We start from the raw sequence: 20,949 nt of genomic DNA, 5'->3' as shown, positions 1-20,949 counted from the left end.
AACTTACATCTTGTAGCTCATTTGGATACCCGCAAGCCATACATCGCCGCTTGCTTCACCGTTAAAGTTAACAGTCGCGAGGTTCAATAGGTTTTGCTGTTCGTTGATTGGCGCATCGCCAGTCGCTTTAATATAAGTCACAGCAAAATCAACGTTCAGGTTCTTAGTTGCCTGATAACCTGCGCCGACAGAGAACCACAGACGATCAGAGTCTGGAATTGTGGTTGTGCGCCACTCGTCATTTGCCGCCGTTTTATCTAAAGCAACACCGGCACGCACTAACCAGTCGTTATTCACTTGATAAGTAGTCCCTAGCGCGAAGCGCCAGTTATCTTCGAAGTGCTCTTCTTTAACTAAATCAGACTCTAAACCGCCCTTAGGTTTAACTTCACCAGGGAAATAAGCCACTAGTTGATCGAATACGCTCCAATCGGTCCAGTTCACACTCGCATGCATGGCCCAGTTATCGGTCAATTGGTGATGGGAAGCTATCTCTGCAAAGGCGGGCAATTCAAGCGGTAAATAACCTTCAATGGACACATCTTGGCCGCCAGTGTACAAGACGCCAGAAGCATGACCATCCAAGTCCAGTTGCACGCCGCTGTGATAAGCAAAACCCAAACGGTGAGCCGGATTGATCTGCCAACTCGCACCTAACTGCCAGCCATAACCCACATCATCACCCTTCATGCTTTTCAGCTCAGTGCCACCTGGAGGTAACACAGCCTGCACAGGAGCCGGCAGAGCAGGTTTGATACCATCGACCCAACCGGGTAATGAAGCACCAATTTCACCTTCACCATAAACGATACGTACACCAGCACCAACGCTGACAGCATCATTGATGCGATAAGCGATGTTTGGATTAAATTCAACGGTCGTAACCGAAGTCTTGTTACCAAAAATAGCCGCTGCGTGGGTCGCGGGTAATTCAGTGGCTAGACCATAATTAGAGTTTACCGCTAGGCCCCAAGTCCATTGATTATTTAGCTGATTTGAATAATAAAAATTTGGCACGAGTGCGTCATCGGCCACATCTAGTGCGTCGCCACCTTTCATAACTACAGGATTAGGACCAATTAACGGTGAGCTAAGGCTGACATCACCTGTCACATCGACGTTTGGCATTACGTAAATGCCACCCGCGGACAACTGACGTCCTTCTAAATAAGTGAGCATTGCAGGATTTCGACCTTGAGCCGAAGCGTTATCCGCCATAGCGGCTTCACCCGCAAAGGCGCGACCTAAACCTGTAGCAGAGTATTCCGCAAGTTGAAAACCTGCGGCATGGAGTTGAGTCGTTGAACTTAACAAGGCTGCAGTGACAGCCAATGTCAGAAGACGTTTTTGCATTGTTATTCTCTAATCATATTATTGTTATCTGTACTACTTAGATGAGTACTGCGGCGTTCAGGCAAAATAGAGCAAACACTCCATATTGAATGCGCAGCAGTTTACTTATGCAGAAGATGTTTGCAACCAAAGGAGATAAAACAGACAAAAACTCTAAAGAAATACAAGTTTAAAACAGATTTAGTGACATACATCACCATTAAAACAAAAAACCACCTTTAAACACTCAAAAATCATTCACAACAGTCGTGAGATTTAAATGAAGAACCCAACAAATACCAATATTAAACAACAAGATAAAAAATTAAAACTTTGGAACACCTGTAAGTCATTTAAACTCGACAAATTCAGCATAAATCACTGCAGAGAATAAAATTTTCTAGTATCAAAACGACAATAAAAATTTATGCTTTAAAATACAATTAATTAAATTAAGAGTGTATTGAGATTCAAAACAAAAGCGCCTAGGTATTAACCTAGGCGCTTAAATATAGACTCAACACGAGTACAAATGTGCGCTGAAAGTTTAGCGGCGCCAACCTTGGATTTGAGTTTCGTACTGACTGATTTGCGCAGCATGGGACAAGGTCAGCCCAATAGCATCTAACCCATTGAGTAACTTATGTCTCGCCGACTCTGCCAGCGTAAAACTAAACTCAGCACCTGACGGTGCAATCACTTTACAGCTTGTGAGATCAACCGTGATTTGCGCGCCTTCTTCTGCCGCCACTTCATCCATCAACTGACGCACCTGCGCGTGGGTTAACGCCACAGGCAATAGGCCGTTATTGATTGAGTTGCCGTAAAAAATGTCGGCAAAGCTGGGCGCTATAATGACGCGCAAACCGAAATCCGCCAGCGCCCAAGGCGCATGTTCGCGGCTTGAACCACAACCAAAGTTTTCCTGCGACAAAAGAATTGAAGCGCCTTTATAACGAGGCTGGTTCAATGAAAACTCAGGATTGGGCACATCGCCCGCATCATCTAAATAACGCCAGTCATGAAATAAGTGCACGCCAAAACCATCGCGCGTCACCTTAGACAAAAACTGTTTCGGAATGATCTGATCCGTATCGATATTGGTGCTGTCGATCATGACCGCAAGCCCGGTATGGGTCGTAAAAGGTTGCATTAACTTCTCCTCTTGGGTTTACGGTAATTAGTAAGGTTTACGAATATCGACAAAATGCCCAGCCACCGCAGCGGCGGCGGCCATCGCCGGGCTCACTAAATGGGTACGACTACCACGGCCTTGCCGACCTTCGAAATTACGATTACTGGTCGAAGCGCAGCGATCACCCGCTTCTAATCTGTCATCGTTCATCGCTAAACACATGGAACAACCCGGTAAACGCCACTCAAATCCCGCTTCGATAAAGATTTTATCTAAGCCTTCGGCTTCGGCTTGCGCTTTCACTTGGCCAGAACCGGGTACGACAATCGCAGTGACACCGTTCGCGACTTTACGACCTTTAGCATGCACGGCAGCGCTGCGTAAATCTTCAATCCGAGAATTAGTACAAGAACCGATAAATACTTTGTTGATACTGATGTCTGTCATAGGCGTACCCGCACTCAGGCCAATGTATTCTAGGGCCTTTTCCATACTAGCTCGGGTACTTGGATTTACTTCATCAATAGGATTTGGCACTTTTCCATCGATCGCTACGACTTGGCCAGGGTTAGTGCCCCAAGTCAATTGCGGCGCGATATCGGCGGCATCGAGTACCACAGTCGCATCAAACACGGCGCCATCATCGGTTTTGATGGCTTGCCAATAAGCGACAGCCTCTGCCCAATCTTCGCCCTTGGGTGCAAACTCGCGGCCTGCTAAATAATCGAAAGTGGTTTGATCCGGCGCGACCATGCCCGCCTTAGCGCCCATCTCAATCGCCATGTTGCACACTGTCATGCGGCCTTCCATCGACAGGGCTTCAATCGCCTCACCACAGAACTCCACCACATAACCCGTGCCACCATCCATGCCGATTTTACCTATGATAGCGAGTACGATATCTTTGGCGGTCACGCCATCGGTGACATGACCACGCACTTCAATCTTCATGGTTTTAGCTTTTAACTGACGCAAAGTTTGGGTTGCTAAAACGTGCTCAACTTCAGATGTTCCAATGCCAAACGCCAATGCCCCAAAGGCGCCATGGGTCGCGGTATGGGAATCACCACAGACAATCACAGTGCCGGGTAAGGTGATACCCAATTCAGGGCCCATTACATGCACAATCCCTTGATTAGGATGGTGAATGTCGTATAAACGCACGCCAAAGTCTTTACAGTTTTGCGCTAGGGTTTCAACCTGAGTGCGTGCCATCGGGCTTAGGGCATCCAAGCTGGCGCTGCGGGTCGAAGTATTATGATCCATAGTGGCAAAGGTTTTTTCCGGTGCACGCAGTTTGCGGCCCGCTACCTTTAAACCACTGAATGCTTGAGGAGAAGTCACTTCATGGACTAAATGTCTGTCGACATAAATGATCGGCGCTTCACCTTCAGGAGTCGCTACAACGTGGGCATCCCATACTTTTTGATACAGCGTTTTTGCCACCGCGTTTTTTGGCACAGTCGTCATTACACACCTTCCTTTATAGCATTGGCGATAAAGTCACCCATCTCGGCGGTTGATTTAGCTTGGCTACGCTTGTCGCTGCTCAATAGCTCACCAGTTAAGTAGCCAGAATTTAATGCTTTGCTTACGGCACGCTCAATCGCACAGGCGGCTTCTTCTTGCTTTAAGCTGTGACGCAACATTAATGCCGCCGACAGAATTTGGGCGATAGGGTTTGCAATGCCTTTGCCCGCGATATCCGGCGCACTGCCACCCGCTGGTTCAAATAAACCAAAGCCATTACTGTTCATGCTCGCCGATGACAACAAGCCCATAGAGCCCGTTAACATCGCGATTTCGTCGGATAAAATGTCGCCAAACAGGTTAGAACATAGCATCACATCGAACTCATCGGGGCGGCGTAGCAACTGCATGGTCGCATTATCGATATAGATGTGTTCAAGCTCGACATCGGGGAAATCTACCGCGACTTCTTCAACCACTTGGCGCCATAACACTGAACAGGCGAGCACATTGGCTTTATCCACTGAGGTCACTTTTTTACGGCGACCACGGGCGGCTTCGAAGGCGATACGGGCGATACGGCTAATTTCGCGACGGCTATAACGCATGGTATCGAAGGCTTCTTCATTCTCGCCTTCACCTTGGCGACCCTTTGGCTTACCAAAATAAATACCGCCGGTTAACTCGCGTACACATAAAACATCAAAGCCACGGGCGGAAATATCGCTGCGCAGCGGTGACATATGCTCTAGGCCGTCGTGCAATTTAGCTGGGCGTAGATTACAAAACAGTTCGAAGTGACCACGCAGCGGCAATAGCGCGCCGCGCTCAGGTTGTTCATTTGGCGGTAACTTTTCCCACTTAGGGCCGCCTACCGAGCCAAACAGGATCGCATCGGCCGCTTCACAGCCCTTTAGTGTGGCATCGGGTAAGGGACTACCGTGGTTATCGATGGCAATACCGCCAACATCGAATTCAGTGTATTCGATATTCAAATCGAAACGTGCTTCAACCTCACGCAGCACTTTACGCGCCTCTGCCATCACTTCAGGACCGATCCCATCCCCTGCTAATACTGCTATTTGATAACTCATACGCCAGCCAACTCCTTTAAATGTGAATGCTTTATGCTCGACCTTGCTATTCTTTGGATGCTTTTAGCGACTAGACGCCGCCTAGCTCTCGATTTTTTTGCATGCTTTGTTTGTAATCGGCAACCTTGTCTGCGCGGCACGTTAAGTTCATCACATGCACTAAAGCGCGTGCCGAGGCTTCAACCACATCGGTTGCTAAACCTACACCGTGGAAGTTTTGCTCGTGGTAAACGGCGGTAATGTCCACTTGACCTAAGGCGTTTTGGCCCACACCCTTAGCACCTAACTTATAGCTGATGATGTCGATACGACGATCGGTTGCGCGGGCAATGGCGTTATAGGCGGCATCGACGGGACCATTACCGGTTGCGGCTTCGGTTTTAACTTCGCCGCCCACTTCGATACGCACAGTCGCTGTAGCAACGCCTTCAGTAGAGTCAGACTGCACTACTAATTGCTGCAATTGATAGTGATTGTCTTCTTCGGCCTGCGCCTCCATAAAGGCTAAGGCTTCTAAATCATAATCAAAGACTTGGCCTTTTTTATCTGCCAATTTTAGAAACTCTTCATACAGAGTATCCATATTGTAATCGTGCTCACTATAACCCATTTCTTCCATACGATGCTTGATCACATGGCGACCCGAGCGCGAGGTCATATTCAAGTTATTGCGATTCAAACCTATGCTTTCTGGGGTCATGATTTCATAGGTATTTTGCGCTTTTAACATGCCATCCTGATGGATACCCGACGAATGGGTAAAGGCATTGGCACCGACAATCGCTTTGTTCGCCTGCACTGGCATATTGCATAACTGACTGACTAAATTAGAAGTACGGTGAATTTCTTTGGCATTAATACCCGTTTCTAGCCCTAACATGCCCTTGCGCGTCGCTAAAATCATAGCGATCTCTTCCAATGAACAGTTACCCGCACGCTCACCTATGCCATTGATGGTACATTCGATTTGACGCGCACCGTGCTGTACAGCGGTAATCGAGTTAGCCACAGATAAACCTAAGTCATCGTGGCAATGCACTGAGATCACCGCTTGGTCGATATTCGGCACCCGATTAAACAAAGTCTGAATGATATTGCCAAATTCGCTTGGCACTGTGTAACCGACCGTATCGGGAATGTTAATGGTGCGCGCACCCGCACGAATGGCGGCTTCTACCATGCGGCATAGATTATCGATGGGCGTACGCCCCGCATCCTCACAGGAAAACTCCACATCGTCGGTAAAACGGCGGGCATATTTCACCGCGCCTACGGCCATCTCTAACACTTGGTCGAAGGAGCGCTTCAACTTGCTCTCAACGTGGATAGTCGAGGTCGAGATAAAGGTATGGATACGGAATTGCTCAGCGACAGACAATGCCTGCGCCGCGGCATCTATGTCTTTTTCCAATGCACGGGATAAGGCACAAACGCGACTATTTTTGATGGTGCGCGCTATGGTCTGCACTGACTCAAAATCACCGGGCGAAGAAACCGGAAAACCCACTTCCATCACATCCACACCCAGACGTTCCAGCGCCATAGCGATCTGTAGTTTTTCTTTGACCGACAAACTTGCGGCTAACGCCTGCTCACCATCACGCAAGGTAGTATCAAATATTATGACTCTGTTAGACATCTCGCTTCTCCATGGAACGTCACCGTTCGTTAGTTAATTTTTGCCGTATTCAGATACAAAAAACCCCGCAACATCGGTGCGGGGTTTGTGAATGCTTTGCCTCTTTATCGAGCGTGCAACACTAAGACCTCCGCGTATAAACCGCGAGAGAGAGAAGGAGGAGGTCGAGTTTGCGGCTAATAATATTCATTTAATCTGTATATTTATTCTGTTTGAATTATTGAGGACGGTTAATATTTAACTTGCCTAGCCGATAGTGTCAACCCTAATTTTTTCATGTTCCACTCATTCAACCTGTCTTAAGGCTAATAACGGTGAGTTTCATCCCCAAATTAGTGATCGATTCCACAGAATTAACCAGCTGTTTGGATTCAGAAATCACTGTGATGTGTTAACTTATTCCCCTTAGAAAAAAATAGTTTTTTATGCAAAAAACGATTAAGAAAAGTTATAATCCCGCCTTAGTGATTAGGGATATTAGAACTTACGCATTTTATATGGAGCACAAAATGGATTTTCGCGTCTTGGTACTGAGCCTGTTGTTATGGCTGTTTCCCTTTGGGGCCAGTGCTATAGACCAATTAGATGAACTCACTGAACTCGTCTACCAATATCCCAGTAAAGCACTCACTCAAATAACAGCGTTAGAAAAACAATTTGCGACCAGTGCAAGCTCAGATATCAATCGACTCAGATTAAGTGTATTGAAATGCCAAAACCTACTACAAATAGGGGAAAATGAAGCCGCTATCAACGTCGCTCAATTAGGCGAAGCAAACGCTAAACAACTTAAGCTAGATCAAGTACGACCTTACTTTTTGATCTGCCAAGCCGATGCCAACCTTAGCTATAACAATGTTCAAAATGCTCTACCTTTGCTTGATTCAGCCATTAACCTAGCGCGACGTTACCAGCAACCACAAGCCTTAGTCGATGCCTTACGCTTACGTGGCCAACTCGATACTGACACTGATAACTTCTCCTCTGCTATCGAAGATTTACGCCTCGCGATTGATATTTATCCGGATATTCATACTCAAAACCAAAATTGGATTTGGCCACCACAAGCCTATGTGTATGCCGCGATGGGAAATTTACTTTATGCCACCCATGATTTCCCCCAAGCCATGTATTACACCAACTTAGGTATACAAAGTGCCGATGCAAAAGGGAAAGTTTTACACTTTATTTTACGCAATGCAGCTCGGATAGCGCTTGATAATCAAGAGTTTGATTACAGTGATAAACTCGAACAACAAGCTAAAGCGCTTTTACCTGAGCTCGGTTCGCCACTTGAACTCGCCTACAGTTATGCCATTTTGGCCTCAATCGCGCTCGATAAAGGCCGCATCGATAATGCCGAAGAATATCTTTCTATCGCGATTAATACGTTTAAAAAACAAAATCAACAATTAGCGACAATGCGTTCAACTCGCCTACTCGCCCAAATTCGTTTTGCTCAGCATCAAGAAGATGCCGCTTTAATCCTCATGAATCACGCTATTGAGCAAGCTGAAAACCTAAAACAATACTCAGATCTCAAAGGGTTTTACGGGATCATGAGCGATCACTACTTAGAAAAAGGGGATTTTAAACAAGCCTATTCTTTCTTGCTCAAACGTTATCGAGCGGCCGAGCTCACCAATCAAGCGATGAATAATGCTCGGATATTGCAGTTTAAGGCCCGTCTAAATCAACAAGATCTGCAGCAGGAGCCAAATAGCACTGCGCTAGAAAAAGATTCAATCCTACAAGAGCTAAATGTCGATTGGGCCTATAGCACACTGTTCTTAATCGCAATGGCATTATTGGGCGGAGCTATTTGGTATTTAATTGATAAACAGAATAATCGTGCCCCACATATTGAAGGTAATGAACCTGCGGAAACGCTGCTCCAACAAGTCACATCAACATTAAACAGTGCCAAACAAGGTAATTATCCGCTGTCTTTATTATTGTTTAATGCGAGTCAGATCCGTCAAGTTGACCTACCTCTCTTACAGGATGAGCTGCAACACAGACTACGGGAGCAAGATAAGTTAATCCGATATTCTATGGATGAAATTATCATTATCCTGCCGCATACCTCGGCAACTGGTGCTAAAAGAGTCGTTAGTCAGTTAGTTGCTTGCATTCAGCCTTGGCAGGGTTCAAGTAAGGTCAATATTGGTATAGCGGCGATGCAACAGTTTGATACGTTAGAGTCTTTAATTAAGCGAGCCAGTATCAATCAATTGGGCAAGGTTAAAGTCAATGAGAATAATCCAAACCATTATTCTCCCGCTAAATAAGCCGCGATTTCATCGAGAAAAGCGTCACCGAAACGACTCAGTTTACGCTCGCCAACCCCGTTGACGGCGAGCATTTCCCCCGCGCTCGTTGGCATCATGGCGGCCATTTCTGCGAGGGTAGCGTCGTTAAAGACTAAATACGGCGGCACATCCTGTTGCTCGGCAATGGTTCTACGCAATAACTTCAACCGTGCGAACAACTTACGGTCATAATTCAACGGTGCTTTAGACTGACTCGCCTTACGTTTTGTGGTTGTTAACTGAATACGCGGTTCGGCGAGCATTAACGCTACGTCACCTTTGAGAACAGGCCGTGCCGATGGGTTTAGGGTAATAGATGAACCGCGAGTCACATCTTGACTCGCCAGTCCCAGATGAATGAGTTGACGGATCACACTCAACCAATATTCATGGCTCTTGTCTTTACCAATCCCCCAAGTCGTGAGTTTGTCATGCCCTCGATCGACTATCGGCGCACCTTTCGAACCGCGCAACACTTCAATTAAATGATTGATACCAAAACGCTGGCCTAAACGGAAAATACATGACAACACCTTCTGCGCATCTTCGGTGCCGTTATAACGCTTAGGCGGGTCGAGGCAAATGTCGCAGTTACCACAGGGCTCTAATGCACTCTCATCAAAGTAATGCAGCAACACTTGGCGGCGACAGGTCTGCGCCTCAGCAAAGGCGGCCATAGTATTAAGTTTGTGGAATTCGACCTGTTGCTGCGGCCCTGGCTCGGACTGTTCAATCAAATGTCGCACCCGACCAATATCGGCGGGATCGAACAACATAAAAGCTTCTGCATCGAGCCCATCACGTCCTGCTCGGCCCGTTTCCTGATAATAGGCTTCGATACTTTTCGGGATATCGTAATGCACCACAAAGCGCACATTTGACTTATTAATCCCCATACCGAAAGCCACAGTAGCAACCACAATATCGATTTGATCTTTAAGGAAACTATCCTGTACTGCACCACGGTCTTCCTGCGTCATTCCCGCATGATAGGCCTTGGCATTAAAACCTTGCAGGCATAAACGGTCAGCCACTTCATCGACACGGCGACGGCTGCTGCAATAAATAATGCCGTTAGTGCCATTCTGCTGCGTTAAAAAATGTCGTAACTGATTAGCTGCATTAAGCTTTTCAGCGACTGTATAGCGAATATTGGGCCGATCGAAACTTGAAAGTAAACGGAACGGTTCAATACCGAGCCGCTCACAAATACTCTGTCGAGTCGCCTGATCTGCTGTTGCGGTCAGCGCCATCATAGGCACATAGGGGAAGAGTTGCTTTAACTGGCCGAGCGCCGCATATTCAGGGCGAAAATCATGACCCCACTGACTGATACAATGCGCCTCATCGATGGCAAACATCGCCAGCTGGAGAGACTGCATACGCTCAATAAAATCAGCGGTTAATAAGCGCTCAGGTGACACATAAAGCAGTTTTAACTCACCGTGGCGTAGCTGCCTTAATACTTCGGCACTCTGCTCGCGCGGCAAAGAAGAATTCAGATAAGCCGCAGCAACACCGGTTTGCAATAAGCTATCGACTTGATCTTTCATCAAAGAAATCAATGGGGAGACGACAATAGTGATGCCATTCATCATCAAGGCGGGTAACTGATAGCACAGACTCTTACCGCCGCCAGTCGGCATGATCACTAAGCAATCTTGCCCGCCGCAGACACGTTCTATCACCTCCCGCTGACCGTCCCTAAAGTCACGGTAACCAAACACCTGTGCGAGGCGTTGCGAGAGCGGATCATCATGCGTGTCGAGTACGAGCTTTTCCATGGATCTTCTATGTCAAAAGTGAGGGGGCCTATTCTAAAGGACTGAACCGCTCCTGTCTTGCGCCATCTTGTCGTAAACCCATTCTGGATAAATGTCATCGACTAAGATCGCCCTCCCTCAACTAACCATAATGCCCATAGCCAATTTATCTTCAATCTGGCTTAAGTTGCATTCTGCGCACGCTTCACTGTAGATTAATTGCTCTAAGCCGCACTTTGTTAATCTAAGTGTTGATAACAAATCCAATTACGCCTAATACCGTCACTCAGTGACAAGGACCCCAAAATGACCAGCCCAATCCAAGCCGAAGCTTTGAGAAGAGTCGCAGCAGTATTTGATCAACATGTCCCTTTTCATAATCTGCTCGGGCTCGATATTAAACGCTACGATGTCGACGGTGTCGAAGTGGTCATCAATATGAAACCTGAACTTATTGGCAATATCCACCAGCAAATCCTCCACGGCGGTGTCACAGCTACAGTACTAGATGTGGTCGGCGGACTTACCGCATTTGCAGGACTGGTCGCAAGCCGTGAAGATTGGACGATTGAAGAATTACAACAACGCCTCCAAACTTTAGGGACGATTGATATGCGCGTCGATTATCTGCGGCCGGGACGCGGCCTCACCTTTACGGGGACGGGCAGCGTCATTCGTGCGGGTAATCGAGTATCAGTATGCCGTATGGAACTACATAATGAGCAAGGCACGCATATCGCTTTTGGAACAGGGACTTATATGGTGGGTTAGGCGGTTAAATTTAGATGTGTATTACTGCCTTAGGGCTCAAAACTGACTAAGGTAAACGTCTTGATCAACAGGATGTTTACTGACTTTAATCGCCCATTCAATTTTTTGTGGAGATATTCTGTAACGAAAAGAACGCGGCGAATCCCTTGAGTCAGCGGTCAGACACACCTACAATCGCCACCTTGTTGTTCTTCGAAGATGTCTCATGCCAAATCTTGAATACCGCAAAGGGATCCTACTTGCCGTCAGTGCTTACTGTATGTGGGGTTTTGCGCCTTTATATTTCAAATTACTCAACCATGTTTCCGCCACCGAAATTTTGCTCCATCGAGTGATTTGGTCATTCGTGTTTATGCTGATCATGATGCAGTTTATCGGCGGTTTTTCTCGCTTACGCTTACTGTTTAAACAGCCTAAACAGTTGATGGTTCTCACCATTACTTCCATATTAATCGCGGGAAACTGGCTACTATTTATCTGGGCGGTAAATAACGATCACATGCTCGATGCCAGCCTAGGTTACTTCATCAATCCTTTACTCAACGTCTTACTCGGTATGTTATTTCTAGGCGAAAGATTGCGTAAACTGCAATGGTTTGCAGTTTCACTCGCCAGCGCTGGCGTATTGATCCAGTTAATCTCTTTTGGCTCAATTCCCATCGTCTCACTGGCACTCGCGGGCACCTTTGGTTTCTATGCGCTACTGCGAAAAAAGGTCAATGTGGATGCTAAGGCCGGATTATTGGTCGAAACCGCAGTGTTATTACCGGTAGCGCTGATTTATCTCCTCGCAACCTTAGACACAGCCACAGCGAGCATGCTGACTAATGATTGGCAACTGAATCTGATGTTAATGGCGGCTGGGATAGTGACTACCATTCCTTTACTGTGTTTTGCAGGGGCAGCGGTACGTATTCCATTGTCTATGCTCGGCTTTTTCCAATATATTGGCCCGAGTATTATGTTTATCCTCGCGGTGAGTCTATTCAATGAGCCCTTCGATGCCGAAAAAGGCGTGACCTTCGGATTTATCTGGAGCGCGCTGCTCGTCTTTACCTTAGATATGGCCTATAAACGCAAAACGGCGTAAGCATTATCACACCGATAAACACAGTGGCAGAAGTGATGACATATGATGGTTACTTCTGTAATTGTGCTAAAAACTCACTCCCTTGCGGTACTGTCAGTAATAAACTGTAGCCTTTAGTCGTTGGCACTAACACTAACTGCGATTTATCTGTTATCGCCAAAAATGCCCTGCCTTTCCCTTGTAGATTAAACCAACCCAATTGAAATCCTGGCATGCCTATACCGTTGGTTTTAAATCTCGGCGTTAAATCTGCCTCTTGCTGCAAATCGACTATGCGTGCCTCGGCGGGCAATAAATCCACGCGGGATAACTGCACTTTATAGAAGGGAACATCCACTGTGAGCTCTGTATCGGTTAACACTAATTCGGCGCTATTCGATTGATAGAAGACCCAAGAAAATCCGCCCATCATCACCAGCAATATACCTACACTCGCCGATTTCGCTATCTTAGGCATATTTTTTAGCCATAACATCAGCAAGATACCCGCTAAACCGAGCAATAAGACGATAAAGCTAAAGATAGAGGTTTGGGTTAAAGGGGCGAGTTCAAAAAATTGAGGACTCATTGGCAGTATCTCCCGTGCAGTGAAGTCTTAATCTGCCAATAAAGACATATTATGTCAATAAAAATGCCAGCGCTAATATGAGTACTAGGCTGGCATTGATTGGATTAATTTAGAACGGCTTAAAGATCGAGCGCAAGAATTTTTGAGCGGCGTTGATAGTTATACAACTGCTTCTTCTTCTGTGGCAGTGCTTCAACATCTTCAATCACAAAACCATGCTCTAAGAACCAGTGAATGCTCCGAGTTGTCAATGCAAACAAGCGTGAATAACCACGGTTTCTAGCCTGATTGATAATGTTCTTCAGCAGTAAGCTCCCTCTATCGGCATCGCGATAATCGGGATGCACCACCAAACAAGCAAACTCACCCGCATTGTCCTCTTCAAAAGGATAGAGCGCAGCGCAACCAATCACTAAACCGTCGCGCTCAATCAACATGAACTGTTCGATTTCAATCTCAAGCTGCTCACGACTACGACGCACCAGAATGCCTTGTTCCTCCAATGGACGGATAAGGTTCAACACACCGCCAATATCGGCGATCGACGCACAGCGTAAACGCTCAGCACTCTCAGTGACGATTTGTGTACCAATCCCTTCGCGGGAAAACAGCTCTTGTAGTAAAGCACCATCTTCAAGGTAGCTAACTAAATGACAACGTGGCACACCATTGCGGCAAGCATCGATACTGGCTTTGAGAAACGCCATAGTGCCAACACAAGCAGACCCTTGCTCGGCCAGCTTGTTCATGATGTTTTGCGCATCATTTGGCATCAACTCGGCAATTACATCGCCATTACGATCGAGAATACCGTTCTGTGAGCTAAAGCCGATCATCTTGTCTGCTTTAAGCTTAATTGCCACTTGAGTCGCGATTTCCTCAGCGGTGAGATTAAAGCTTTCACCAGTAACCGAAGCCGCAATCGGCCCCATCAATACGATGCAGTGATTATCTAACTGACGTTTTAAGCCTTGCACATCAATACGACGCACTTTGCCACTCAGGCAAAAATCCACACCATTATCCACACCCAGTGGTTGAGCAATCACAAAGTTGCCGCTCACTAAGTTAATTTGCGCACCTTGCATCGGCGTATTACTTAAACTCATGGATAAACGCGCTGTGATATCGAATTGCAGTGCACCCGCAACTTGCTTAATCACTTTGAGCGAATCTTCATCCGTGATACGCACACCGTCGTGGTAGGCAGGCGCAATACCGTTGGCGGCTAATGCAGCATCAATCTGCGGCCTAGCGCCATATACCAACACCACTTTGATCCCTAAACTGTGCAGCAGGGCGACATCATTTAAGATGGCGCGGAATTGATTTTGAGCCAAAGCTTCACCGCCAAGCATGACCACAAAAGTTTTACCTCTGTGAGCATTAACATAGGGGGCAGAATGACGAAATCCATCAACCAGTTCAGTGGTACGCACGCGTTATTTACACCTCATTTTTGAGCTGGCAGCGTCACTATGACACACCAGGAATGAATCGCTAACTTTCGCGTATGGTATTGCATTTTAATTCACATATAAAGAATTTATTCTCACTAAAGTGCAGATTTAATGATTTAAAGTGCTTAGAACCGCACTGTTTTATATTTTCAGCAAGTGTTCACACTTTTTTAACTTCACAGGGGATGATTCAGTTGCTTAAGTTTGCGAGGCAATTATCTCAACTTGATGACTAGCCACTAAAAAAAGTGCAAAAAAAAGCCCCTTAAATAAGGGGCTTTTCTCGAAACACTAACCAAGGATTACTTGATTTTGGCTTCTTTGTAGATAACGTGCTGACGAATAACTGGATCAAATTTTTTGATTTCCATTTTTTCAGGCATGTTACGCTTGTTTTTTTCAGTTGTGTAGAAGTGACCAGTCTTAGCTGTAGAAACTAATTTGATCTTCTCACGATTACCTTTAGCTTTAGCCATGATCTATTATACCTTCTCGCCACGGGCACGAAGTTCAGCAACAACAACTTCGATACCTTTTTTGTCGATCAGACGGATACCTTTAGTAGATACACGTAACTGTACGAAACGCTTTTCTTCTTCTAACCAAAAACGGTGGTTTTGTAGGTTAGGTAAAAAACGACGACGGGTCGCGTTTTTTGCATGCGAACGGTTGTTACCAACCATCGGCTTCTTGCCAGTAACTTGGCATACTCTTGACATGTCAATCTTCTCCAAAAACAATTTTAACGCTCGAGCATTAATGTGCCTCGTATGGCCGTCGCCCGAGGCACAAAGAGGGCGCATTTTATACACGATCACAGAGTGAAGATCAAGTGTTAGATTAATTAATCCAGCCTCGTTCTGCAAAAGAAACTATCTCTCGATCACCTACAACCATATGGTCCAATAAGGATACGTCTATGGTTGCTAACGCATTTTTTAATCGCTCAGTTATTCGTCGGTCAGCCTGACTGGGCTCGGCAATACCAGACGGATGATTATGACAAACTATAACTGCTGCGGCCTTTTTCTCCAGCACTAAGCTCACCACTTCACGTGGATATACTGAGGCTGAGTCTATTGTGCCGCGGAATAATTCGACAAATTGAATCACTCTATGCTGGCTATCCAGCAGTAAAACTGCGAACACTTCATAGGAGCGATCGGCCAATTGTCGCATTAAATAGTCCCGAGTTAAATCGGGATTTGTCAAAACCTGACCTCTTTGCAGATTTTCCTGCGCTACACGCCGCGCTAATTCGGCCGCAGCTTGAAGCTGGGCGTATTTTACAGGTCCTACGCCCGGAAGTCGACACACCTGATTTCTTGGGGCACAGAGCAGGTTTCTGAGGCCGCCAAACTCGCAAATAAGCGACCTAGCAAGGTCAACCGCGTTTAATCCAGCTAAACCGTTACGCAGCAATACTGCCAGTAATTCAGCATCCGAGAGATGCGCAGCTCCTTTTTGTAACAGTTTATCTCTGGGACCTTCGCCCTCAGGCCAATCTTTAATCCCCATGTGACCTCCCTGTCATCTCACATATTTTCACTTTACTGAGTATGGACGAGATTTTTTGAACTGGGATAGTCACTAAAATTCACCGCTTTGTGATATTGTTGCCGGCATTATTTCTATCTCGGATGATGTCTGTGAGTCTGACAAATAAAAACGTCCTGCTGGGCATTGGCGGCGGTATTGCGGCCTATAAAAGTGCTGATTTAGTACGTCGCTTGAAGGAGCGTGGTTTTGATGTGCGCGTGGTGATGAGCCAAAGTGCGATGGAATTTATCACGCCTCTGACGCTGCAAGCGTTGTCTGGACATCCAGTGGCATCTAGCTTGCTCGACCCCGCAGCAGAAGCAGCCATGGGTCATATAGAACTTGCTCGTTGGGCAGATCTCGTCATCATCGCCCCTGCAACCGCAAACCTATTGGCGCGGATTAATGCAGGCATGGCCGATGAGCTAATCACCACCACATGTCTTGCCACTGAGGCGCCAATTGCCCTGTGTCCAGCAATGAATCAGCAGATGTACCGTAATCTGGCTACACAAGCGAATTTAACTAGCCTCGCATCACGTGGTTTTACACTTTGGGGCCCCGCCAGTGGCAGTCAGGCCTGTGGTGAAGTCGGCCCTGGTCGTATGTTAGAGCCATTAGACATAGCGGAACTGGCTACACAATTTTTTGCCACCCCTGACGCCGTTGAATTTAAGCCACTCGCAGGACAGTCGGTGCTGATCACCGCCGGACCAACCCGTGAAGCAATTGATCCCGTCAGATACATTTCAAATCACAGTTCTGGAAAAATGGGCTTTGCACTCGCCAAAGCCGCGGCAGATATGGGTGCAGCAGTCACCTTAGTCTCTGGCCCAGTGAATCTAAGCACCCCAGAAGGCGTGACCCGCATCGATGTTGAATCGGCGAAAAATATGCTCGATGCTGTGATGGATAACGTTGATAAAAAAGATATTTTTATTGGTTGCGCCGCCGTTGCTGACTATCGAATTAGCGACATCGCCACCTGTAAGATCAAAAAATCGGCAGAAGAAATGCAACTTGCGCTGGTGAGGAATCCTGATATCTTAGCCACGGTTGCGAGCTTACCTAACCGTCCTTTTGTGGTGGGATTCGCCGCAGAAACCCATGATGTAGAAACCTACGCCCGCGATAAGCTCAAACGTAAAAACTTGAACATGATCGCCGCAAACGACGTTTCCGTTGCAGGTATTGGCTTTAATGCCGATGCCAATGCCCTGCGAGTGTTCTGGCCGCAAGGTAGCCAAGATTTGCCCGCCACTGACAAACTCACGCTGGCACGGCAATTACTTTCGTTGATAGTGAAAGAAAAAACAAATACATGAAAACACCGATTGAATTAAAAATTCTCGACTCCCGTATCGGCTCAGAATTTCCTTTACCTGCCTACGCCACGCCGGGCAGTGCAGGCATGGATCTTCGTGCCATGATCGACACGACTTTGACCATAGCACCGGGTGAAACCGTGCTTATTCCAACGGGGATTGCCATTCATGTGGCCGACCCAGGACTTGCAGCGGTGATTTTACCGCGCTCAGGCCTGGGCCATAAACACGGTATCGTACTGGGGAATCTAGTCGGACTCATAGATTCAGATTACCAAGGCCCCTTAATGGTATCTTGTTGGAATCGTGGTGACAGTCCATTCACCTTAGAAATGGGCGATCGTCTCGCGCAACTGGTGTTTGTTCCTGTGGTACAAGCACAATTCAAACTCGTTGATGAGTTCGACAGCTCAGACCGTGGTGAAGGCGGATTTGGCCATTCAGGCACTAAATAATCCCCTAAGTCGTTATTGAGCCAAGGATACTGCAATGGCTGTAAGCCCAAAAATTAATCGTCGTGAACACATTCTGCAATGTCTAGCGCAGATGCTAGAAACCAACCCAGGACAAAGGATCACCACAGCGAAACTGGCCTCAGAAGTCGGTGTATCGGAAGCCGCACTGTATCGCCACTTCCCGAGTAAAGCGCGGATGTTCGAAGGCCTAATCGAATTTATCGAAGAGTCGTTATTGTCGCGCATCAATTTAATCATGGATGACGAAAAAGACACCATGAAGCGCTGCCAGTTGGTACTGCAACTGCTGCTGATCTTTGCCGAGCGTAACCCAGGAATTTCCCGCGTTCTCAACGGTGATGCTCTACTCGGTGAAAATGAACGCCTGCGAAGTCGTATTGGTAACTTATTTGCCAAAATTGAAACCCAGTTAAAGCAAATTTTACGGGAAAAAACCCTACGAGAAGGTAAAGGCTTCAACTTAGACGAAGCCATATTAGCCAATTTACTGTTAGCCTTTGCCGAAGGCCGCATCGCCCAATTTGTACGAAGTGAATTCAAACTCAAACCGACGACACACTTCGATGAACAGTGGCGTTTTATCCAGCACCAACTTTTACAAAGCTAATGATTTTTCAACATAAAGGACGGTAACTATCGTCCTTTATTTTCGATATTCCTTCCTTGTTTCGCTCCATCTTTTGTTTTATCCTCGAAAAACATTTTAAGAACAAAAAACACAATGATTTTACAAGGATGTCAGATGAAACTCTTCCGATTAGCCATGTTGGCGACACTTTGCTTACCAATACTTCCAATATCTACCTTTGCAGCCAATAGCTCCAACGCGAATGCGTTATCGCAAGCACAGTTATTCAGCAAAGGTGATGAGTACTCGGATGTAAAAATATCGCCTACTGGTAAATACTTAAGCGCTATCACAAGTGTCGAAGGTAAAAACGTTCTCTTAGTCTTAGATACCCAAACCAAAAAACTCCTCAATGCGATACGTTTTCCCGGTAATGCTCAAGTCGGCGACTATGAATGGGCCAACAGTGAGCGACTGGTACTGGCAAAAGAATACCTAAAAGGCTGGCAAGACACACCTATCTACTACGGTGAATTGATGGCGGTAAATGCCGATGGTTCACGAAAAGCGTATCTATTCGGTTTCGAGAGTGGCGAGCAACAAACAGGTTCAAATATCAAGAAAAACACCCCTATGCGGGCAAGCGCATTTATCCTCGATCCTCTGCCAGATGATGAACGCTACATGTTAGTTAATGCTATTCCATGGAATGATAGGATCAATCTTGACTTTGAACTATCACAAGATGTCTATCGCGTAGACTTGTTCAATGGCACACGCAAACGCATCACAGGCTCACCTATTGGCCAAGCTCGCTTTATGACAGACCATGATGGAGAGGTTCGCTTCGTTGCAGGTGAAGACAAACAAAACATCACTAAAGTCTTCTATCGCAAAGACGGTAACTGGATAAATACTGACAAACTCAACCTAGGTCTAACTGACTTTAAACCACTCTCCTTTGCCGATGACAAAAATACGATTTATGCAGCGGGACGCTCCCAAGGTGAAACCTTAGGGGTTTATAAAATTAATCTCGAAACGGGCGATAAAACTGAAATCATTCAGGATGAAAACGTTGACCCTAGCAACTTTTGGATTAACGGCACCAATAAACAACTTTACGCCGTCGAGTTTGAAAATGGTTACCCAAGTTATGCCTTTGTCGATAATGAGGATTCGCACGCTAAATTGCTAAAAGATCTGCTGGGTGCTCTCCCCGGTCACCAAGTACGAATTGTTAGCGAAACCCGAGATGCTGAAAAATTCGTCGTACTTGCGTTTAACGATCGAAACCCTGGCGATTACTACATATTTGATACGAAAAAACTAAAACTTGAATATCTAGCCGCCGCTAAAAAATGGCTCGACCCAGAGCAAATGGCTGATGTTAAACCCATCAGTTTCACCAGCCGTGATGGTAAACAACTCCATGGGTATCTAACGCTCCCCTTTGGTAAAGAAGCTAAAAACCTACCCTTAGTCGTCAATCCACACGGTGGTCCACACGGTATCCGTGACTGGTGGGGCTTTGACCCACAAAACCAATTTCTAGCAAGCCAAGGCATAGCCGTTCTACAGGTCAACTTCCGTGGCTCAGGTGGATATGGCGATCAATTTGAACGCGCAGGCTATCAAAAATGGGGCTCAGATATTCAGCACGACATTATCGACGCAACCCAGTACGTTATTGACCAAGGTTTTGCCGATAAGGAACGCATCTGTATTGTTGGCGGCAGTTTTGGTGGGTACAGCGCCTTGCAGAGCGCTGTGCTTGCGCCAGATATGTTTAAATGCGCCATAGGTGTAGCTGGCGTATATGATCTTGAATTGATGTTTAATGAAGGCGATGTCGCCAACAGCCGTTCTGGTACTAGCTATCTCAAGGATGTGCTTGGCCAAGATAAAGCGGTACTTAAAGCAATGTCTCCTTCTGAAAACGTCGATAAACTCAAAGCAAACATACTATTGGTGCATGGTGGTGAAGATGAGCGAGCGCCAATTGAACAACTCGAATCCCTCGAAAAAGGCCTAAAAGCTCACAATTATCCTTACCAAAAACTGGTGATGGACAATGAAGGCCACGGTTTTTATAACGATGAGCATAGAGCGAAATACTATGAACAAATGCTCAGTTTCCTAAAAACCAATCTGAAACTTTAGAATTGACTCAAACTTGCCGACACTACTAGGCTAAACTCGATTGGCAGTGGCAGATTTAAAGCCGATATCCGATAAGGACTATCGGCTTTTTCATATGGCCTATGCGCGTTTTTCGGTATGAATTGTCTGCAATTCGCGCTATCCTCCTCCCCCTATTCTTGCCCTAGCGAGAATAACAATAATTTGTATCTGATGCTGAACAGCCCTAGTACTACACGATGATCAGCATAGGTTTTCTGTTATA

General features: G+C 46.3%; 18 protein-coding genes. 7 read left to right on the top strand and 11 right to left on the bottom strand.

Going from position 1 to position 20,949, the window contains the following annotated elements; translation table 11 throughout:
* Positions 1–3 precede the first annotated feature (3 nt).
* The 5 genes from HGO26_RS16520 to leuA form a co-directional block, all read right to left on the bottom strand.
* The gene (locus HGO26_RS16520; RefSeq protein ID WP_168826577.1) at positions 4–1,353 is read right to left on the bottom strand and encodes an outer membrane protein transport protein; all 1,350 of its coding nucleotides are present in this window, start codon (positions 1,351–1,353) and stop codon (positions 4–6) included.
* 526 nt (positions 1,354–1,879) lie between these two features.
* Positions 1,880–2,485: a 3-isopropylmalate dehydratase small subunit gene (leuD, locus tag HGO26_RS16515; protein WP_168826575.1), complete on the bottom strand. Its 606-nt coding sequence runs from the start codon at positions 2,483–2,485 to the stop codon at positions 1,880–1,882.
* A 27-nt stretch (positions 2,486–2,512) separates the two neighbouring features.
* Positions 2,513–3,913 carry a 3-isopropylmalate dehydratase large subunit gene (leuC, locus tag HGO26_RS16510; protein WP_168826593.1) on the bottom strand — a complete coding sequence of 467 codons (1,401 nt, stop codon included), beginning with the start codon at positions 3,911–3,913 and terminating at the stop codon, positions 2,513–2,515.
* Positions 3,914–3,936: 23 nt separating this feature from the next.
* Positions 3,937–5,031: a 3-isopropylmalate dehydrogenase gene (gene leuB, locus HGO26_RS16505; RefSeq protein ID WP_168826573.1), complete on the bottom strand. Its 1,095-nt coding sequence runs from the start codon at positions 5,029–5,031 to the stop codon at positions 3,937–3,939.
* 70 nt (positions 5,032–5,101) lie between these two features.
* Complete coding sequence (leuA, locus tag HGO26_RS16500) at positions 5,102–6,670, bottom strand: 2-isopropylmalate synthase (protein ID WP_168826571.1); 1,569 nt, start codon at positions 6,668–6,670, stop codon at positions 5,102–5,104.
* Between the two features lie 509 nt (positions 6,671–7,179).
* On the opposite strand from leuA, the gene HGO26_RS16495 reads away from it, so the two are divergent.
* Positions 7,180–8,961, top strand: coding sequence for a diguanylate cyclase domain-containing protein (locus tag HGO26_RS16495; protein ID WP_168826569.1), 1,782 nt, complete (start codon positions 7,180–7,182; stop codon positions 8,959–8,961).
* Here the strand turns inward: HGO26_RS16495 and recQ are convergent.
* A complete protein-coding gene (gene recQ, locus HGO26_RS16490; RefSeq protein ID WP_168826560.1) occupies positions 8,943–10,766 on the bottom strand; it encodes a DNA helicase RecQ in 1,824 nt (607 codons plus the stop codon). The two genes, HGO26_RS16495 and recQ, sit on opposite strands and share 19 nt — an antisense overlap.
* A 285-nt stretch (positions 10,767–11,051) precedes the next feature.
* Between recQ and HGO26_RS16485 the strand changes: the two genes are divergently transcribed.
* Together HGO26_RS16485 and rarD are read left to right on the top strand one after the other, a co-directional pair.
* Positions 11,052–11,516, top strand: a complete 465-nt coding sequence (locus HGO26_RS16485) for a thioesterase family protein (protein WP_113941090.1) — start codon at positions 11,052–11,054, stop codon at positions 11,514–11,516.
* A 205-nt stretch (positions 11,517–11,721) separates the two neighbouring features.
* On the top strand, positions 11,722–12,606 hold the full coding sequence (rarD, locus tag HGO26_RS16480) for an EamA family transporter RarD (protein WP_168826557.1): 885 nt from the start codon (positions 11,722–11,724) through the stop codon (positions 12,604–12,606).
* Positions 12,607–12,655: 49 nt separating this feature from the next.
* On the opposite strand, the gene HGO26_RS16475 is transcribed toward rarD, so the two are convergent.
* From HGO26_RS16475 to radC, 5 genes are all read right to left on the bottom strand, one after another.
* A complete protein-coding gene (locus tag HGO26_RS16475; RefSeq protein WP_168826556.1) occupies positions 12,656–13,174 on the bottom strand; it encodes a PH domain-containing protein in 519 nt (172 codons plus the stop codon).
* Positions 13,175–13,293: 119 nt separating this feature from the next.
* Entirely contained in the window at positions 13,294–14,613 is a 1,320-nt protein-coding gene (gene argA, locus HGO26_RS16470) for an amino-acid N-acetyltransferase (protein WP_105251176.1), read from the bottom strand.
* 323 nt (positions 14,614–14,936) lie between these two features.
* On the bottom strand, positions 14,937–15,110 hold the full coding sequence (gene rpmG / locus HGO26_RS16465; RefSeq protein WP_006079871.1) for a 50S ribosomal protein L33: 174 nt from the start codon (positions 15,108–15,110) through the stop codon (positions 14,937–14,939).
* A gap of 6 nt (positions 15,111–15,116) precedes the next feature.
* Positions 15,117–15,353, bottom strand: a complete 237-nt coding sequence (gene rpmB / locus HGO26_RS16460; RefSeq protein ID WP_006079870.1) for a 50S ribosomal protein L28 — start codon at positions 15,351–15,353, stop codon at positions 15,117–15,119.
* A 121-nt stretch (positions 15,354–15,474) separates the two neighbouring features.
* Positions 15,475–16,152: a RadC family protein gene (radC, locus tag HGO26_RS16455; protein WP_113941095.1), complete on the bottom strand. Its 678-nt coding sequence runs from the start codon at positions 16,150–16,152 to the stop codon at positions 15,475–15,477.
* A 122-nt stretch (positions 16,153–16,274) separates the two neighbouring features.
* Between radC and coaBC the strand changes: the two genes are divergently transcribed.
* The 4 genes from coaBC to HGO26_RS16435 all read left to right on the top strand — a co-directional run bounded on the left by coaBC (position 16,275) and on the right by HGO26_RS16435 (position 20,705).
* Positions 16,275–17,498 (top strand): bifunctional phosphopantothenoylcysteine decarboxylase/phosphopantothenate--cysteine ligase CoaBC, encoded by a 1,224-nt coding sequence (coaBC, locus tag HGO26_RS16450; protein ID WP_168826592.1) that lies wholly within the window; start codon positions 16,275–16,277, stop codon positions 17,496–17,498.
* Complete coding sequence (gene dut / locus HGO26_RS16445) at positions 17,495–17,953, top strand: dUTP diphosphatase (RefSeq protein WP_168826554.1); 459 nt, start codon at positions 17,495–17,497, stop codon at positions 17,951–17,953. The genes coaBC and dut overlap by 4 nt, the downstream gene beginning before the upstream one ends.
* A gap of 34 nt (positions 17,954–17,987) precedes the next feature.
* Positions 17,988–18,581: a nucleoid occlusion factor SlmA gene (slmA, locus tag HGO26_RS16440; RefSeq protein ID WP_113941097.1), complete on the top strand. Its 594-nt coding sequence runs from the start codon at positions 17,988–17,990 to the stop codon at positions 18,579–18,581.
* Positions 18,582–18,716: 135 nt separating this feature from the next.
* Positions 18,717–20,705, top strand: a complete 1,989-nt coding sequence (locus tag HGO26_RS16435) for an alpha/beta hydrolase family protein (protein ID WP_168826551.1) — start codon at positions 18,717–18,719, stop codon at positions 20,703–20,705.
* The last annotated feature ends 244 nt before the right edge of the window (positions 20,706–20,949 follow it).

It is taken from the genome of Shewanella oncorhynchi (assembly GCF_012584455.1).
Classification (GTDB): Bacteria; Pseudomonadota; Gammaproteobacteria; order Enterobacterales; family Shewanellaceae; genus Shewanella; species Shewanella oncorhynchi.
This window is presented reverse-complemented; position numbering and strand designations above follow the sequence as displayed.

Bases quoted from the DNA above. Each gene is read 5' to 3' on its own strand.
- HGO26_RS16520 (WP_168826577.1), bottom strand. From the start codon at position 1,353: ATGCAAAAACGTCTTCTGACATTGGCTGTCACTGCAGCCTTGTTAAGT.
- leuD (WP_168826575.1), bottom strand. From the start codon at position 2,485: ATGCAACCTTTTACGACCCATACCGGGCTTGCGGTCATGATCGACAGC.
- leuB (WP_168826573.1), bottom strand. From the start codon at position 5,031: ATGAGTTATCAAATAGCAGTATTAGCAGGGGATGGGATCGGTCCTGAA.
- leuA (WP_168826571.1), bottom strand. From the start codon at position 6,670: ATGTCTAACAGAGTCATAATATTTGATACTACCTTGCGTGATGGTGAG.
- HGO26_RS16495 (WP_168826569.1), top strand. From the start codon at position 7,180: ATGGATTTTCGCGTCTTGGTACTGAGCCTGTTGTTATGGCTGTTTCCC.
- recQ (WP_168826560.1), bottom strand. From the start codon at position 10,766: ATGGAAAAGCTCGTACTCGACACGCATGATGATCCGCTCTCGCAACGC.
- HGO26_RS16485 (WP_113941090.1), top strand. From the start codon at position 11,052: ATGACCAGCCCAATCCAAGCCGAAGCTTTGAGAAGAGTCGCAGCAGTA.
- rarD (WP_168826557.1), top strand. From the start codon at position 11,722: ATGCCAAATCTTGAATACCGCAAAGGGATCCTACTTGCCGTCAGTGCT.
- HGO26_RS16475 (WP_168826556.1), bottom strand. From the start codon at position 13,174: ATGAGTCCTCAATTTTTTGAACTCGCCCCTTTAACCCAAACCTCTATC.
- rpmG (WP_006079871.1), bottom strand. From the start codon at position 15,110: ATGGCTAAAGCTAAAGGTAATCGTGAGAAGATCAAATTAGTTTCTACA.
- rpmB (WP_006079870.1), bottom strand. From the start codon at position 15,353: ATGTCAAGAGTATGCCAAGTTACTGGCAAGAAGCCGATGGTTGGTAAC.
- radC (WP_113941095.1), bottom strand. From the start codon at position 16,152: ATGGGGATTAAAGATTGGCCTGAGGGCGAAGGTCCCAGAGATAAACTG.
- coaBC (WP_168826592.1), top strand. From the start codon at position 16,275: ATGATGTCTGTGAGTCTGACAAATAAAAACGTCCTGCTGGGCATTGGC.
- dut (WP_168826554.1), top strand. From the start codon at position 17,495: ATGAAAACACCGATTGAATTAAAAATTCTCGACTCCCGTATCGGCTCA.
- slmA (WP_113941097.1), top strand. From the start codon at position 17,988: ATGGCTGTAAGCCCAAAAATTAATCGTCGTGAACACATTCTGCAATGT.
- HGO26_RS16435 (WP_168826551.1), top strand. From the start codon at position 18,717: ATGAAACTCTTCCGATTAGCCATGTTGGCGACACTTTGCTTACCAATA.